Annotated in this window: 13 protein-coding genes and 2 CRISPR repeat arrays; of the genes, 2 read left to right on the top strand and 11 right to left on the bottom strand. The window is 48.2% G+C overall.

Annotated elements, in window-relative coordinates; all coding sequences use genetic code 11:
* Positions 1-109 precede the first annotated feature (109 nt).
* Positions 110-457: a hypothetical protein gene (locus NST08_RS06450; protein ID WP_251537155.1), complete on the bottom strand. Its 348-nt coding sequence runs from the start codon at positions 455-457 to the stop codon at positions 110-112.
* Between the two features lie 130 nt (positions 458-587).
* On the opposite strand from NST08_RS06450, the gene NST08_RS06445 reads away from it, so the two are divergent.
* Positions 588-1,283 carry a hypothetical protein gene (locus NST08_RS06445; RefSeq protein WP_251537157.1) on the top strand — a complete coding sequence of 232 codons (696 nt, stop codon included), beginning with the start codon at positions 588-590 and terminating at the stop codon, positions 1,281-1,283.
* Positions 1,284-1,720: 437 nt separating this feature from the next.
* Positions 1,721-2,008, top strand: a complete 288-nt coding sequence (locus NST08_RS06440) for a hypothetical protein (protein WP_251537159.1) — start codon at positions 1,721-1,723, stop codon at positions 2,006-2,008.
* Between the two features lie 349 nt (positions 2,009-2,357).
* On the opposite strand, the gene NST08_RS06435 is transcribed toward NST08_RS06440, so the two are convergent.
* From NST08_RS06435 to NST08_RS06390, 10 genes are all read right to left on the bottom strand, one after another.
* Positions 2,358-2,909, bottom strand: a complete 552-nt coding sequence (locus NST08_RS06435; RefSeq protein ID WP_251537161.1) for a hypothetical protein — start codon at positions 2,907-2,909, stop codon at positions 2,358-2,360.
* A gap of 1 nt (position 2,910) precedes the next feature.
* Positions 2,911-3,345: a CRISPR direct-repeat array (repeat unit 32 nt; unit sequence ATTTCAATCCACGCACCCGCGAAGGGTGCGAC).
* Positions 3,346-3,548: 203 nt separating this feature from the next.
* Positions 3,549-3,839 carry a CRISPR-associated endonuclease Cas2 gene (cas2, locus tag NST08_RS06430; RefSeq protein ID WP_251537163.1) on the bottom strand — a complete coding sequence of 97 codons (291 nt, stop codon included), beginning with the start codon at positions 3,837-3,839 and terminating at the stop codon, positions 3,549-3,551.
* A 9-nt stretch (positions 3,840-3,848) separates the two neighbouring features.
* Positions 3,849-4,880 carry a type I-C CRISPR-associated endonuclease Cas1c gene (gene cas1c / locus NST08_RS06425; RefSeq protein ID WP_251537164.1) on the bottom strand — a complete coding sequence of 344 codons (1,032 nt, stop codon included), beginning with the start codon at positions 4,878-4,880 and terminating at the stop codon, positions 3,849-3,851.
* The gene (gene cas4, locus NST08_RS06420; protein ID WP_251537165.1) at positions 4,877-5,536 is read right to left on the bottom strand and encodes a CRISPR-associated protein Cas4; all 660 of its coding nucleotides are present in this window, start codon (positions 5,534-5,536) and stop codon (positions 4,877-4,879) included. The genes cas1c and cas4 overlap by 4 nt, the downstream gene beginning before the upstream one ends.
* A complete protein-coding gene (cas7c, locus tag NST08_RS06415) occupies positions 5,523-6,389 on the bottom strand; it encodes a type I-C CRISPR-associated protein Cas7/Csd2 (protein ID WP_251537166.1) in 867 nt (288 codons plus the stop codon). The genes cas4 and cas7c overlap by 14 nt, the downstream gene beginning before the upstream one ends.
* Complete coding sequence (gene cas8c, locus NST08_RS06410) at positions 6,390-8,309, bottom strand: type I-C CRISPR-associated protein Cas8c/Csd1 (protein WP_251537167.1); 1,920 nt, start codon at positions 8,307-8,309, stop codon at positions 6,390-6,392.
* Positions 8,310-9,029, bottom strand: coding sequence for a type I-C CRISPR-associated protein Cas5c (gene cas5c / locus NST08_RS06405; RefSeq protein WP_251537168.1), 720 nt, complete (start codon positions 9,027-9,029; stop codon positions 8,310-8,312). It abuts the gene before it with no gap.
* Positions 9,030-9,246: 217 nt separating this feature from the next.
* A complete protein-coding gene (locus NST08_RS06400; protein ID WP_007131592.1) occupies positions 9,247-11,673 on the bottom strand; it encodes a CRISPR-associated helicase/endonuclease Cas3 in 2,427 nt (808 codons plus the stop codon).
* Positions 11,674-12,099: 426 nt separating this feature from the next.
* A CRISPR array of direct repeats spans positions 12,100-13,207; the repeat unit is 32 nt; unit sequence GTCGCACCCTACATGGGTGCGTGGATTGAAAT.
* A 318-nt stretch (positions 13,208-13,525) separates the two neighbouring features.
* On the bottom strand, positions 13,526-15,802 hold the full coding sequence (locus NST08_RS06395) for an outer membrane protein assembly factor BamB family protein (RefSeq protein ID WP_007131591.1): 2,277 nt from the start codon (positions 15,800-15,802) through the stop codon (positions 13,526-13,528).
* Positions 15,803-15,916: 114 nt separating this feature from the next.
* Positions 15,917-17,185: a polysaccharide deacetylase family protein gene (locus NST08_RS06390; protein ID WP_251537169.1), complete on the bottom strand. Its 1,269-nt coding sequence runs from the start codon at positions 17,183-17,185 to the stop codon at positions 15,917-15,919.
* Positions 17,186-17,241: the final 56 nt, after the last annotated feature.

Raw genomic sequence — 17,241 nt, 5'->3', positions numbered from 1 at the left:
CAACCTGAGTGCGTATGACTCAGGCTGCTTAAATATGCTATTGCAATTTATTTTCTGTTTACTTGACAGGGGTCATATCAGATGAGTTTTGCATTTTTTACTGCGATTGTTACTCGACGGGATTAGATCGCTTAGTGTTTCTTGTACGTACTATTACTATTATTTTAATTACAGCAAAAATAACCAAATAAATAAGGACGGCATTTAGAAAATACAGAGGTGCATTAAACAAAACATGTCGAGTAAAGACATCCCATGTAAACAACTCATATTTATACGCAGGTAAGGTCTCACCATAATAATTCAAAAATCGAAACGGTAATCCTAAAGCATAACGGTCATCGCCAATTGGTTCATAATTAGAAATAAATATAGATAACAAAGGTAGTAACAAACCTACTCCTAGAATTATTAATCTTACTGATAGAGTCATTGTTCCTAGTTTGTTCATTTTCATGTTCACATCACTCTCCCTTTAAGTTATATACAATCAATAGGAAATGTTTGAAATTATTGATTATATATTCCAAATTATCTCAAATTATGTTACTATTATTTTACTATAACAGAAAGGATTGATAAAAACATTGAAAATTAAGAAAAAGAATTTTCTGTCTGTCGTCCTTGCGACTGTGTTACTCTCTGTCTCATTACAACCAGTAGCATCTGCACAGCAAAATGTTATGAGCGATCCTCGACTGAATGAAATTTCTCAGAAATACGACACAGAATTTGTTGTTTTAAGTGACAGCGAATTGGAAGAAGTTAAACAAAATGGACCTCTATTGAGTTTTACAGATCTGGATGAATATGAATCATTTCTTGCAGATACGATAAGCGAATTAGAGAAGTTTGATACCGATCAGAATTCTGTCTTAGAAGTACCAGAGAAAACTGATTCAACTATATCTCCAATGGCTCAGACATCGACAACTTTAAGTTGGTGGGCACCATTTTCCGGAGGACTGAGTGGGATATTTACATGGAAAAATATAGCCCTCGTTTATAATTATGAAAATAACAGCAATGGCCTACCCTATTTTACTGGTGTATCAAAAATCAATTCCTACATCAGTGGTATGCAAGTAGCAGTATCATGGACACAGACAACTGGTACTAAAACATATTCCAATACGTGCTGGGATAAAGATACAGCTAACTTTGTTGTACAAGGCTATTATTTAATCGGAGCTGAAATAAATGGTCTCCCTATTGGAGCAAAAATCAATGATACATGGAATCGCTCACTACAATTAGAAAAACCTGGTCGAGGTTGTTTTTAGTGTAGCGTACACGACGCCAAAAACCAAGGAGTTAAGCGAGGGTAAATCGCTTAATTCCTTGGTTTTTTTCTAATTTCAACCTAATTTATTTCTGAGGGTATTCCAAAGGTTACTTTTAGGAAACCCTCTTTTATTATTTAAAGGCATGGAAACTTTCCTGCCGGAAGGATCCCGATTCTATTGCCTGCCGGCAGTTTTTCGTCGGGGGTTCGAGGGGTGGTGGTCCTTACGCTACAAACTTACCACTTCGCGCCTCGTACAGTGCAAGGACAAGCCCCTGACGGGGTGGGCGAAGCCGATTCAATGATGATGGCCAAAGCCGGACTAGACCGCCCGGCTCCTGGCCTTTTTTTCATGATGCCCATCCTTGCACTGCCGGCGCTGCGTGGTGCGTTTTACGCGTAAGGACCACCACAAATCACAAAGGAGCTGTACCCATGAAGAAAAAACAAGGAAAACATGCGTCAAGCGAGCAAACGGTTCATCTGTTGTATTTGGAGTATTGCGGATTCGATGACGTCCAGCCGCACTTATACGAATTCATGAACATCTTAGAGCGATTGGGACTTGAAGCCGTCACGGTGCAAGAACATCTTGTTCATATCGTCCCAAGTCACCGCATCGAGGCCGTCCGTTCTGTCGTCCACCATATCCTGAAAGACATGGACTTTCCGATTGTTGCGAGGTTTGTAGAAACCGTAGATCAAGAACTGAAGGCGGCATAAATTCCATACATCAAAAATCAGGGCCGTCCGAATGAGGCGGCCAAAGGAGGGATTTACATTGGACATTCGTGGATTGAATACGACAAATTTAACGACACTCATTTCAGTACCGGAACGCGGTCCATACGGAGATCGAACTTATCGGGGGAATTACGCAGGCGAAGTGCTTATCAAGCTAATCTCTTATCTCCAACGTCTGAATATCCGCACGCCCTACATCTATGACCCGATGGAGGGAGGGAAAACAAGCCGCGACGTTTGCAATAGTTTAAAGTTGCCCTACATCGGGGATGACATTCACAACGGGTTTGATGTTGTCGGGGATGACTTTCATGATACAGGGTTTGATTTAACCATGCTGCATTATCCGTACTGGAAGATGATCGATTACGCCCTCGATCTTCCCAAGGAAATGCAATCGAAAGACATGAGCCGCATGCCATGGAAGGAGTTTATACAAGCCGTGAGCCATGTGAATGCCAAAGCAGCTGCCCATAGTCGATACGTTGCTGTGCTGGTCGGGGACATGGTGGTGAAAGGAAAAGGATATATCAAAAGCATTCAAAGGGAAATGGCTTGGGTCGGCATGCCAATTCGTCATTTCACGAAAGTCCAGCACAATGCCTTGAGCTACGGAAGCAAGTATAACGGCCACTTTATTCCGGTCGTAACGGAACATCTTATCTTGTTCAAAACCGATTACCAACCTGGCGGCATGCTGTGGATGTTTGTCCCAGGTACATACGGAAAAAGAGAAGCCGACACCTATATTACCTGGAAGACCGTTATCCGACATGTGACACGAAGCATGGGGGAAGTTACGCCGCGCAACGTTTTTGAAGCCGTTCGGAGTAATTTCCCCGTAAAACTGGAGAAAACGAATACTCCCGACGCTGATCATAATTTCAATCCAAGCACCCGCGAAGGGTGCGACCCGACGAACGTTTGGAATCGCCCAATCTCGCGGATTATTTCAATCCACGCACCCGCGAAGGGTGCGACATCATACCCTCGTCAATCATCCGGACAAATTGATCATTTCAATCCACGCACCCGCGAAGGGTGCGACTATTTTTGGCCATCCAAATGATGTATGGCATTAAATTTCAATCCACGCACCCGCGAAGGGTGCGACTGGTTACAGCGGCCATGGTTGCCACAGATATGCAATTTCAATCCACGCACCCGCGAAGGGTGCGACTCCTAACGTTCGCATATTACGCTGTAATCGCACTCGATTTCAATCCACGCACCCGCGAAGGGTGCGACCATCTGGAACGCGGACCAACACGCAAAGGTAATCGAATTTCAATCCACGCACCCGCGTAGGGTGCGACCGCGAAAAAGCACATGAACAATCTCATCCCGGCATGAATTCATAATTGTGTTAGGTAAATCCATATCAAAAATGAAATATCCCGATCTTTACTTTTCGCATTATATCTATAAACAGACTTCTTTCGACAAATTCTGAGGTGCGAAGGACCCGGGGAAATCATGTGAGCTTTACATTCGCACCAATAATCATTCATTCCCTACATTAAAGAATCAACGGACTTTCCATATCGTAAGACGATTTGGCTCCGATGTGTTCGATCTTCTTTTTATAATTGTCACCCAAATTATAGAACCGTAAGCTATCCTGGTCCTTATCGTTGATTTCTTCAAGCTCATATTTCAAACGACGGAATTGGGTCGCATCCAAAATGCACTCAAAGACGGAGTTTTGAACCCTCTGACCGTAATCTACACATGTTTTGGCTACTCTGGAAAGCCTTCTTCTGCCTTCGCTATCAGTCGTACTCACATCATAAGTAATCAGGATCAACAAAGGGACCACCTACTTCCACAAAAATGGAGGATACTCATCAAGATCTCCACGAATATACCTTGCTAATAGCAACGCCTGTGCATAAGGAACCAGGCCCCATGAGATTTTCTCGTTTAAAAATGGGTGCAGGATCTTATCCTGCTTCCTCTCCTGCCAGAACTTTAGCACTTTTTTTCGAGTATCGTCATCCATTAAAACTGCACCGTTCTCTTTACGATAGAAACCCTTCTCATTGATCAGTTTCTTGTTAATCAGCGAGATAACGAAACGGTCAGCATACACACCTCGAAGCTCTTCCATCATATCCAGAGCCAAAGAAGCTCGTCCGGGACGATCCCTGTGAAGAAAGCCAACATACGCGTCCAGGCCAACTGCTTCAAGTGCGGAGCTCATATCATGGGCTAATAAGGTATAGGCAAAAGACAATAGTGCATTGACGTTATCAAGCGGTGGTCGTTTATTGCGGCCATGAAAGAAGAAGTCCTCCTTCTGCTGCAGAATCAAATCATCAAGTACTGAGTAATATTGAACCGCTGCCGCACCTTCCAAACCTCTCAAGCTGTCCAGGTCCTCTGTACTCCGTACCTGCTTCATCGTTTCCGTTAGCGAAGCGGATACCTTCTTCATCCGCTCCACATCAATGCGAAGCGCATAATCCCGAGTAGAGCGCTCCACAATCCACTTATGGTTATAGATTTTGCCGAGAATCATGTTTTTGGCAACAAAGGCACTTCGATGCTCGTCATCCGATATTCGGTACTGCTCTTTCCTTAGCACCACGTTGCCGCGGCTTTCCCCTATTACTCTAGCTAGGAAACGTCCGCTTCTTGTCATAAAGGTTAGCGCAATATTACGCGTCGCGCAGGCTCCCATTAATCCAGGACTTACTCCAGCGTAACCAAACGTGCAAACCGCCTCCAAATTATGAAGAGGATATCTGGCGAGAACCGCATCTTCCTGCTTGACTACAATATTTTCCCCGTCCAAAGACAAATAGGTGTCCGGCAGTGTTACAAACAACGTATTCAGCAGCTTTTTCACTCATTCAACCTGCTTTCGATATATCGAGATACGGACTTCTTACTGAACATTTCCGGCAGACAGATCTTATTTAAGGAGCAGCTTTGACAGTGCGGCCCTGTTTTGACCTTGGGCGTATGGTTTCTTTCGAAATACATTCGCATCTCCCGAAATATCTCTCTAACCAGCTCTCGATCTTGATCCGTTACGATGACCTCTTCCCGGCGTTTGATCTCCTCGTAAAACAAATATCCTTTTGAGATTTCACAGCACAGCATTTCTTCCAGGCACAGTATTTGCGCAACAAGCTGAGAATGGTCGGAATCGTTACGCTTCGGCCGCCCCCGTTTGTATTCTACCGGAACAGGCAAATAGAGCCCTTCTTCCCCGGCAATTGGGACGCCAGATGGATCGAGCACAAACTCCACTACATCGCAAATTCCGGTTACACCAAGCTCACGAGATTGAATGGGGAGAGCTCGGACGACGAGCCTCTCCCCCCTCTTCTCACGAATCATCGGCTGATCGGCTTTCCTGTGCAGGTAAGCCCCTTCCACCGTCTTCACATTTTCTTCCCACTGCTGCTCAATATGGATCAAAGCCCACTGCCGTTTGCAAAAACGGAAGTGCTGAATGCCCGAAAGCATCAAAAAATCATCTTCACTATATCCCTGCATACTCTTGAACTCTTAAACCCTCAAGCGGCTCAACAATGCACTCATAATCGGCAAAAGACTTGGCATCACTCACGCCTTCCTTCCGCTGCACTTTCAAGGATCGATGCACCTTGGCCGAGGAATATTGTCCGAGTTTGGAGGAATGCTCCCACCAATACAGATGGTGAACTTCCATGCTGCCGTCCGGACGAGCGGAGGACGTGTCATTTTCAAACAACGTCCGCAGTGCTTCGCGGATCTTTTCCGCATCCTCCCTCGTAAAGCCCGTCTTCTCGGCAAGCTGTGTGTTGATGCTTCCGTAGAACACATAGACGCCAAAATCCACCCGATGCTTCATCCCCATCGTATCCGAGCTTTTTTTGTTCGGGTCTTTCGGCGTGACTGCATTCACACTCTTTGTGATTTGCATGCTGGTAATATCGATGGGATCTACACTGACTGCCGTATGAATGGATACCGGACCGCGAATGCCGACCGACACATCCGTTCCGCTAAAAGCGAATACTTGTCCAAAGCTTCGAACATCCATCCAGGCTTTGCATGCCGCCTCAGCGTACATTTCGTTATTCTGCTTCTTGCCCTTGGCGAACTCGGACACTTCAGCATTGGCGTCTACACGTTCTTTGATACTGCGGTAAGCATCGCTGCGCCGCTCATCAGACTGCACCAGAATGGACTCTCCCATGTCCTGCAGGCGGTTGCGGATCTTCCGTTTGATGCAGACATCGGAAATTTCACCATGTCCGTCATAGTTTTGACGGGGGCGATTACCATTTAACGGATCACCGTTGGGGTTAGCATTGTGGACGGACAATACGACGGCAAAATCGATTTTATGGTCAAGTATGCTCATTTAAATCTCTCCCTGATCATTATTTTCGGAGGAATCCTCGGCATTCGCCTCGGCCTCTTTGGCTTTCTTGCTTGTGTAAAGATCATTGCGTTGGCTGTAAAAGCCCAGCAAGTACAACCCGCTCAGCGGTTTATCCGTAAAATCCTCCAGGCTTAATTTCGATCCCACTTCATCCAGCAACCGATTTAAGTATCCGGCTTCGGTTCCCATTTTTGCCTGATAAGGCTGAAGATTTGATTGAATGATGGTCCAGGTACGGCCCGGTCTCTGCGCAAAAGAATTCATATACCGGATAGCATTTGTAGCCCTTTTCTCTTCCTTGCCTAACGCTCTTCTCTCCAGTACATCCGCAATCGCCAGCATTCGTCCGAACACATAGCTGCGGTCTGATGTTTCGGTATTCAAGCTCACAGTAAATTCCTCCTTCTCATAAGTTTTTTTCACCAGAGCACAGGCGATGCTCAGTGTCTTCTCCCATTCCCAGTCCTCCATAGCGACCGGATTGGAAGCCCGGTTAACAACGCTGCGAACAATATCGAATGGAATCTTCCGACCGTCCACGATACAAGGCAGCATTCGTTCCATCAGGCCTTTGGCCAGCTTATCGTTGGCTCTCGGTCCATAAGCTGCAAAGGCGATATCCCTTGTTGCTGGAGCTCCTATGTAAGTGCGAGGCTTGTTATTTTGATCTCTTCCATTCCTGTGCTGCCAATAACAAGTTTCATGCCATGCTTGCAGCCGTTCCAGATATCTTTCCTTGTCCATATCCCGGTAATAAACGATAGACATCCGTCCAGGCGTGGCCGCATCCAGTACCATGATGATGGCATTAGATTTGTAGTCGCCATCGAACCGGTAGCCTCTGATCGCTCGCCGGATTTGTTCCGCATATTCCTTGAGTGTACTGTCTCCGGCGCCGGCTTCCACATCTTCATCCCGGTACAGACTGAATGTACCGCCAAGGGGGTCAGGCAAATCCAATTGCTCTGTACCCCAGATCAGAAACACCCTTCCATCCATCTGAATGCCCTGCCGTTCAATTAGCCATTTGAGGGCGTTATGAGCTTTTTGGGACACATCAAAGCTGACAGTGGCCACATCACGACTGGTGCGAAAGCGCCCCCGATAAGTGAATCCGCTGGAATCGTTCGCCGAGATCAGCTTGGATTTATCGCCAGAATTCCGAATCCGGGAAGCGTGCTTCTCCGCATACGGCCGCATTTCACCGCTTACATAGCATAAATCCAGTTCCTTCAGGCTTGTCTCATAGAACCCGATAAAAGCCTCCTGAACGGATTGATCCCGCCATAACCTGGATTCTGGTTCCCCCGGAATTTCTACGGAGAAACGAACGAACGCCGAGCTCTGATCCGAAGCGATCACTTTAAAAATATCCGGCTTCTCCGCATTTTGTTTATCAAGTAAGGGCCAACTAGCCAACAGCTTTCCGGCCTCATCCACCCAAAGGATCTTGTCCCGAATCAGATCGGTCAGCAAAGTTCCTTTGGCAATGTACCTGTACACACTCTCCACCCTCGGATGCTTGTATGGGGATTCACACCAGGATTTGAGCTGATTAAGATAATCTGCATATGGAGTCCCCTTGGGCTTGTCACAGTAAACTTCATAATCGCCAGCCACGTACACCAGCTTGTCAAAAAGCGGATACGGAACCGGAGCACTCGTCCTACTAGCGGATGCTTCCGTACAAGGGATAATCGTGCTGCTGTCTTCCTTATCCACAACTTTTGCCCGGAGATAGTTTCCGTCTCCATCCAGAACGACTTCGATATGCGCCGTTTGCGTTGTATGCGATACAGGTATCAGTGCGTATTCCCGGCCGTTTTTCTTCTTCTCAAACTGTCCGATTAATTTCTCATGCTGTTCATACGTTTTGTTCAAATTCGCGAGCCAGCTCATTTACATCCCTCCATCCGGAAACATTTCATCATACAGACTGTCCACGGATTGCATATTGCCGGAAGCGAAAGCCTTGACAGGAGGTTTGCCTGTCTTGCGGACCATGGTGCATTCTTCAGGGCGGATAAAACGGATAATCCCGTATTCCATTTTCGCTCTCCATAAACGCGTCTCCCGCTCTGCTCGTCCCGTCTCATCCGGATAACTGATGCCGTGCACCATAGTGCCAAAATCGATTTCAGGAACTTCATCATAGGCTCCTATTCCCTCACCGAACGAGCAAGGTTCAACATATCCCTGACATTCGCGTGATCCCAGAAAAATATCCCGGCGTCCTCCCGCTTTAACAGAGCGTTTCGCTATGTTATGATGCTTGAATTCGTTACGATCATAGGCCAGATCTTCGCGATGTGGATTAAACTCAAAATGGGCTTTCACCTGGTAGCGGACATCTTTAAGGTAAGTATAATAGGCCAGGGTGTTGCCCCCGCTATATTCGATAGGACGCATTCCCTTGGATTCCGTCTGGATTGGGTTCATCACGCGAATCTCATCTATATACCAGATTATGGTGGGTTTCCAGTAAACGCTTTCAACAATCCCCTTTATCGCTTCGTAGGTTGGTAGCTGATAAGAGAATTTTTCTCCTCCCAGCTTGGTAAGCGGGTCCGTAAAGAGCGCATAGTTGCCGAAAACTTCGAATTCGATTTGATTGCGCATTTTAATCCTCCTTTCTTATATAGAATTATTTATACATACATTAAACCAGCATCCAATATAATACAATGGAAATTTTTCCATTTCTCTAAAATCGAATTATACAAAAATGATGCGCTTATGCTAAACTCTATTTGTTATTTGTCGCTGCAAAGCGTGGATTGAAAATTATAAAGAATTATTTGAGAGCCCGCTCATTATTAGCGGGTTTTCATCTTTTTTATAAGATAGCCTCGTCCCATGCTCCCTCCCCCTCGGCATCCACCCCGAATTCATCAGAGTAAGCCGGTTTTAATAACGTCAGAACATGCCCCTGAAGCAAGTGTTGAACATACCCGATATTATCCAGTTTCTTCAGATCTTGATCATAAACATTAACGATATACGGCTGCAGCCGACGAAACAGACTGCCTAGCTCCCCGGCATCCACTTTCCCGTTAAGGGCAGCAATCAGGCTCTCCGCCTCCTCGTTATAAGGAACCACAACGGATGTCGCCGTGTTGCTAATGGCTTCGAAATACAGCTCTGCCGTCGCAAACGAAGCGCGGTTTACCGACTCCAAGTGCTTGCCATGTTTATATTTATAGTTATCTACATAAGCCTTATTGGCGCTGAGCAAATCAAACATGTTCCTCCCAAGCCTTAAAATGGGAAAATCCATTTCGCCCTGAACATGCTTGTAGTAATAACTGAAATAAGTCTTCATCGCGGCAGGAGACAGCAGGTCGGAGCCAAATCGGGCGGGGTTCTGTTCGAAATCACGCAGTACCCGTTCCGTTTTCTCTGCCCCAATGCGGATCTCCGGCAGACTCGTGAGTTTCTCATCGGCAGATTTGATGATGTACACTTTGCGGATGGGGGCTTTCCCGTGACGATTACAACGACCTGCTGCTTGTGCGATTGAATCCAGTCCGGCCAATGATCGAATAACACAATCAAAGCTGATATTAACGCCGGCTTCGATAAGCTGTGTGCTGACACAAATGACGGGTTCCTGAGCTTCAAGAGAATCGATCACCTTCGACAACACTTCCTTACGGTGTGCGGCACACATGTTGGTGCTGAGATGAAACAGCTTCACCCCCCGCTCCTTCATCCACTCCGATTGACTGAGTTGGTCATACAGCTTCCGGACAGCGGTTTTGGTATTCAGAATGACGAGCACGCTCCTGATCTCATCCAATCGTGACCTAACAAAGTCGGTGAGTTCTTCGGCTCCCCATCCTAAAGGCGTTACTGCCGAAACAAGCTCGACGCGTTTAAAATTGTCAGCCACTTGTTCCAGATCCTCTATGATCTCGGCCTCCTTGGAAATATGCAGTTTATGCTTTACGAAATCAAGCGCAGGCTGAGTGGCCGTACAGAGCAGCAGGCTGGATCGGCCCAATATATTCAGAAAATTGAGTGCGGCATTGAAAATCGAGATGCAATTGACTGGTACGGACTGCACCTCATCGAAGATGATCACTGCATTCGAGAGCCGATGCAATCTTCTTACGTTGCGTGTCCCTTTGGCATAAAACGTATTCAAGAACTGCACCATCGTTGTGAATATAATCGGACTGTCCCACGAATCCCGAGCATTCCTGATCTTTTTCCTGTGGACATCATAATCCTCTGTTTCCAGATCGTCCTCGTGCTCAATCACATTCGAGTGATGCTCCAATATCCATTCATCCTCCTGCAAAATCTCCCGAATCTCCGCAGCGTTCTGCTCAATAATGGTTGTGTACGGAACAACATAAATGATGCGGTCCTTGCCATGGATACGGGCATGCTTGAGCGCATAACGCAGGCTTGCCAGCGTTTTCCCACCGCCTGTCGGAATGGAGAGCGTATAGATCCCTGAAGCTCGCTCTGCGAACTCATCACACCGCTGTGACATCTCTCGTCTTAGCCGATTGATCGGATGATCCGAATCCATCCCCTGCTCAAGCACTTGAAGCTTGCATAACAAGGATTTATAGCTTCGAGCAAAAAAAGCCTGCCTGTTCAAGGGTTCTTCCGGCTCCTCATTCTCATCAAATCTGCGCGTATTCGTCCGATCCGCGTCAATTAAGCAGCTGAATATGTACTTCAGCAAGAGCGAGGCGGCAATCGGTAGAAGCTTACGCTCTTTAATTTTAGATAAATATCTGGCCAATTCTTTCTTGGCACCTTCAAAACAAGCATCTATCTCTTCTTCCGCCACAGCCTCGAAAAATCGTTGCTTCGCCTGTTCATACTCATTCAATGCTTTCTTCTCAACTCGCTCCAGAAACGGGGAAGATGCGTTTGGTTCCACAAAATCTCTAAGTCCTTGGTGATGTGATATTACGCAGTTGGCAATCCATTCTGCGGCAAATTTATCGATTGCGGTTGACGCCGTTCTATGATAACGTTCATAGACTAGACGGCCACCGGCCGTGGAATGGTCAACAGAACCTTTTCGAGGGGGAGCCTCCGGGTGGGCTACCGCTTCCTCAATATAATTTTTAAATTCTGTAGTATACTTGCCCATATCATGCAAAAGTCCCGCCAATCCAGCCAGATGGGCAGCACCTATCTTAGCGCCATGCCGTTCACTAAGTTCTTTCACTTCACGTAAATGCTCATCGACCGTTTGAATTTTTCCGTCTGACTGACGAATATGAGCAATATAAGTCATTACACACCCCCAAGACCCAAGACTTAACACCTACAAACGATCCCTACCAGAGATTGAAGACCTATAATACTCATTCGCCACCAACTGACAATTTCCTACCAATAATTCAAAAAAATAAAAAAAGCGATTTTATTACGACAAAATAGAAGAGAGAGGACCGATCGAAATAGTCGCAGTGAAATAAAAGCTTGGCAACTGGAAAGTAATCAAGTAATTTTAAATCAGGCTGCTTGGTTAGAAATTCAAGTGCGAATGTGAAGCTCGCATGAAATCCCCGGGCCCTTCGCACCTCAGAATTTGTCGAATAATCGAGAGTTGTTTCATCCTGACAAAAAGTCAAGTATGAACCTCTGCCTTTTTTCGATAAATGTGGCCGAGAGCACTTTACATTCATACCTAAAATGGATTGATTACTGTTATTTCACGGTCGCACCCTACATGGGTGCGTGGATTGAAATGTCTACGCAATACCATATATGTAATCGGAGGTGCAGTCGCACCCTACATGGGTGCGTGGATTGAAATTAGCGAACCGAATAAAAGGATTGTTCGCGTAAAAAGTCGCACCCTACATGGGTGCGTGGATTGAAATGTCTTTGGAATATTTGTGTGCGTGTTTGGCGTTGGACGTCGCACCCTACATGGGTGCGTGGATTGAAATAAACGCCAATTTGACGAGGACTACCGCATTAAGTGTCGCACCCTACATGGGTGCGTGGATTGAAATAAACGCCAATTTGACGAGGACTACCGCATTAAGTGTCGCACCCTACATGGGTGCGTGGATTGAAATTCGTAGACGTAAGAAAAGCATTAGGCTTGGCCTAGTCGCACCCTACATGGGTGCGTGGATTGAAATTGCAGTAGCTGCAGGGGATAAATTCTAGACTTCGGTCGCACCCTACATGGGTGCGTGGATTGAAATTTAGTATCGGTTATTGCGATGCTCTCCATTTTAAAGTCGCACCCTACATGGGTGCGTGGATTGAAATTCCGCATGATCCACAACATGAAAACCTCTCTTTCCTGTCGCACCCTACATGGGTGCGTGGATTGAAATGATTTCCTCTTCGGCGGCAACCAACGAACGAGCAGTCGCACCCTACATGGGTGCGTGGATTGAAATAGATCAAGACACAATCGACCTTTGGGTTGAAGCAAAGGTCGCACCCTACATGGGTGCGTGGATTGAAATCTTGAGCCGTATCCATAAAGATTGTTTTAGATTCGTCGCACCCTACATGGGTGCGTGGATTGAAATGGAACCTTTGTGATAAAAAAAATCATAAATAAGGTCGCACCCTACATGGGTGCGTGGATTGAAATATTTCGACGGGGGTGTAGTGACAGAAGATTTAGCGGGGGGTCGCACCCTACATGGGTGCGTGGATTGAAATTATTATTGGCGGAAGCATAAAACGGTTCTGCGTCTCCGTCGCACCCTACATGGGTGCGTGGATTGAAATAGAACGGTAGCGCACCATTAACGATGGCAGCGCAGCGTCGCACCCTACATGGGTGCGTGGATTGAAACAACCAACGCTGGAATTGGTGGCTCGGGAGTCTAGTGTCCTACCCTACATGTATCAGCAATATGTCGTTAAAAATCAGATGATTGTTTTATCTAAAAACGTGGATATATAAATCGTCCCCATAGCCTCTACCCGGACTACGGGGACCATTCCTTATCTCTTAAGTTTAACTTACTTGCCGCCACTTACGATAACGGAGGCTCTTCCGGCTTCACTCATTTGGAAGAGCCTACTGATCATTTGCGGGATTTACCGCCGTATTTTAGAGGAGCTTACATCAACCTCATTTGCGGATTCCGCAATTCCCGTTTATCGCTCTCCTATCGAGTATGGTCCAATTGCCCCCCAGCAGCGTCCATCTCCGCCCCCCGCTCATCCAGCCGTTCCTTCAACTCCTCCGCATCATAACGGACGAACGCCCCGTTGACGGTACCGATATAGACTTCGCCATCGGCAATATTCAGTGCGCCGCTTCTTGCCGCCTGCTCGCGCAGATCGACGTTGCCGGTGGGGATGTCGCCTAACCTGCCAAGGATCCTGCCGTTCCCTTTGTCCAGGACGATTAGGTCGCCGCCAAAGCTAATAAGCAAATACCGGTCCAGGATGCCGAAGCTGCTGCCGACAAGCTGCGTAACATCTTCATTGCTCTTTAAAGAGGTCTTCATCTTCCAGATCGTCTCCCCGGTCTCTTTCTCGACGGCCGCCGGGATCCCGTTCAGCGTCAGATAAATGACATCCCCCTCCATAATACCGCGGGCGGCCCTGCCCTTCACCGTCCACAGCTCCCGCTGATTAACCGCATCGTACAGCACGGTCTCATATGATTTAGCCCCTGTGAAATAATTCCCGTCAAGCGCCCGCTGCACCAGAAGATAGCGCTCATCCAGCACCTCGATCCGCTCCATCTCATTCGCGGGATAGCTGCCCTCCCGCTTGCCGCTCTCCGTATTGAGCAGGGTCCATTTGTCTCCGAGCAGCATCCATCGGGAGGTCGTGCCGGGAGGCGACAACGGCTCATATCGGTATCCGCCGGTGAAGTAAGGATCCCATGCCGGATCATCCATCACCTTTTTACCTGATTTGTACGTCCAGGCGATCTTCCCGGTCATCGGCTCGTACGCCGTCAGCTTGCCGCTTTGCTCAATAAGCACATACGGATCTTCCGGGCCCTGATTCAGCAGCCGATACTCGCCGGACAACGTTTTTTTCCAGCGAAGCTTGCCGTTCTGCTGATCCACGACACTGAGCATGCTTTTCTTGGCATTCAAGTCCAGCCCTTCTAACAAAAGGATCGTGCCCGAGGCAGCGGTCATCGTAAGCCCGAACTCCGCTTTATGCTTTCTTTCCCACAAAATGCGCCCGTCCGTTAACCGGATATGCCGCACTCTGGACTCGTACGCCTTTTTCTCTGGATTATAGGCTGAATACATGGTGACATGTTCCCGCTTCCGATCCGGGACAGCCGTATACCAGCCGAAACCGGCATCCTGCTGCCACAGCTTCTTCCCCGTGCTCCGGTCAATCGCGTACAGGGAGGAGTTGTCATGCATCCCGCTGAATCCGCCGTCATCCCCCTTGATGAGCAGGACGTTCCGGCTGGCTTCCAGAAGGAAGGTGAAATTCAGGTTACCCTGATTTCTCCAGACTGGCCCAGCTTCAATGGTCCGCAGCAGCGGCATGGCCGAGAACCGATAGCTGAATGGATCATGGCTGCCCGCATAATAGTTCCCCTCAAATGCTGCGGCGTTCGGGAAGGTCCATTCCCAGGTGGTCAGCTTCCCGGCCGGGGAGAAGGTCGCCGTAAACAACGCCTCCCGTGCCTCATATCTCCAGGTCTCGCCGATCACCGGCGGCCGGCCCGAGCGCTGCTCCTTTACCTTCGGCTCGCCAAGCAGCTGCTTAACATAGGACTTGCTGTCACCTTCATCCACCAGGTAATCCGTCAAATTCCGCACAGCTTCGATCGGCAGCTCCGATGAAGGCTCCAGCAGCCCGGCAGGGAGCTTCTCCTTGGACTTCACATCCTTGGCCTTAACCCACATGACCGCGGGACGATAGATGGTGCGCTCCTTCTTCCATGGATCCGGACTAATCAGCACCCCGTACCAATCCTGCCACTTCGATACGGCAATGAGCGGCATGCTGCCCGCTTGCGAGGCTGGCCAGCGGACCGAGCTGCCCGGAGCCACGTAGATGCTGCTGCTGTCCGGAAGCTTTAGCGAGAGCGGATCGATATTCCGGACCTGCCCGGCTTCCTTGGACAAATACCATGCCGGGAGCCACAAATTACCCAGCTCATCCGATTCAATGAAAGCCATTTCTCCCTTGACATCGCTAACGCGGAACGTCTGGCCCGGTAGGCCGTAATAGGCGGCGTTGTGATTGCGCAGACTTCTGCTTCGGGACGGAGCATTTTCATAAAAGACTGCCTTCTGCCGAAGCGTGACTTTTCCGGGCTTCAAGCTCCCCGGACCATCCGCATATGCCGTGGGAACGGCCTCCTTCACTGGTTGAACCGGCAGCGAGACCAGCGAGAGACAGGTCGCTGCTGCTAGAACAATGCATAGCCGTTTCTTGATCGATAAACGTGAGCGCACAGGAATCACCCTTTCGAATACAAACCTTTACCATGTAAACGCTATTATAAGGCAATGCGTTCCCATTTGGAAACGAAAAAAGCTCCCTTCCTCCGAAGGGAGCTTGCGAAATTCCTATTCTATGCCGCCCGCATCCGCGGCCTGGGATGTGGTCATGACCGCCCGTTTCTTTTTATGGTTCCAATCCACCTTGATCTCATACTTCTTGCAGATCTCTCGCAGCGGAACGAGGATATCCTCCGTCGCCACTCCGGTCAGCATTTTGGAAAACTGGACGGCCTCCCCGTCAATCTTGAGCTTGGCTCCCTCTCCTGTCACCAGCTTGCGCTTGGTCGGATCCTGCCCCTTCAGCTTCGCAATGACCGCCTCCGGACTTTGATCGGATCTTCCTCCATTGATTCGGAATCCGTTACGGTCACCGCTTCCGTTCCGGCCTTCCTTCACCATGAACGAAGCCTCTACGCCGATGGAATCCAGCACGGCCAGCAGCTTGTCGTTGTAAGCCCCATACGGCAGAGCTACCGCGCTCCGGGTATTGCCGAGCTCCTCCTTCAGCCTTGCCTCGGCGCGAATCAGATCGTCCTTCACCCGCTGTTTATACTCATCCTCCGTCTCGATTCGCTTCTCATCCGGCAGGTACAGATTTCGGGTCGTTACCGGCTTCTTTCTGCCCTTCCCATCGGTATCCCCGTATCGATGCATATCATAGGTATGGTTATAGAAGCCAATGTCATGCTGTGCCATCTCCCGCATCTGATCCCAGGTCAGCTTCGGTCTGCCGCTGGCAGCAGGCTTATCGATGCTCGATACGATGATAAAGTTTGCGGCCGGATATTTATATTCTTTGAGAATCGGGTAGGCAAGTTGGTAAAAGCTTTCGTACCCGTCATCAAACGTAATCAGTACCGCATTGTCAGGGACCGGTTTCCCCTTCCCGATAAAATCCAAGTAATCATCCATGCTGATCGGCACAAACCCTTCCTTACGAAGCAGCTCCATCTGCTGCTTGAACTGCTGGGTGGACAAGATGTCGTCCCGGTCCGGCTTTTCCATGATGTCATGATACATCAGGACGCCAACCTTGCCGGAATAGTGTACGGCCTTGGCCTTTTCTTTCTCTTCCTCACCCTTCTTATCGGTCTCTTTCTCCCATTCCACCCGCTTGCCTAACGCTTGCTGTATAAACGATGCGGGAACCATCAGCTGTCCCTCATAAATCTCCGCAGCAGGCTCTTTGAACTCTTTCCCGTCCAGCGATATCGTCACTTCATCCGGTACCGGCGTCCCGCATCCCGTCACAAGGACGGTCGCCGCGAGCACCAATGCTGGCAATATCTTCGTTAGTTTGAATTTGTTCGTGAATGTACCCCATGATTTCTTCATTCCACTGCCTCCTTGTCTGTATCTGAGACACAGTATAAGGAAGACATCTTAACGGA

Origin of the sequence: Paenibacillus sp. FSL K6-1566 (genome assembly GCF_038050475.1) — a bacterium.
GTDB lineage: Bacteria > Bacillota > Bacilli > Paenibacillales > Paenibacillaceae > Paenibacillus_AQ > Paenibacillus_AQ lactis.
Note: the sequence above shows the minus strand (reverse complement) of the source record. Positions and strands in the feature narration are given on the sequence as shown.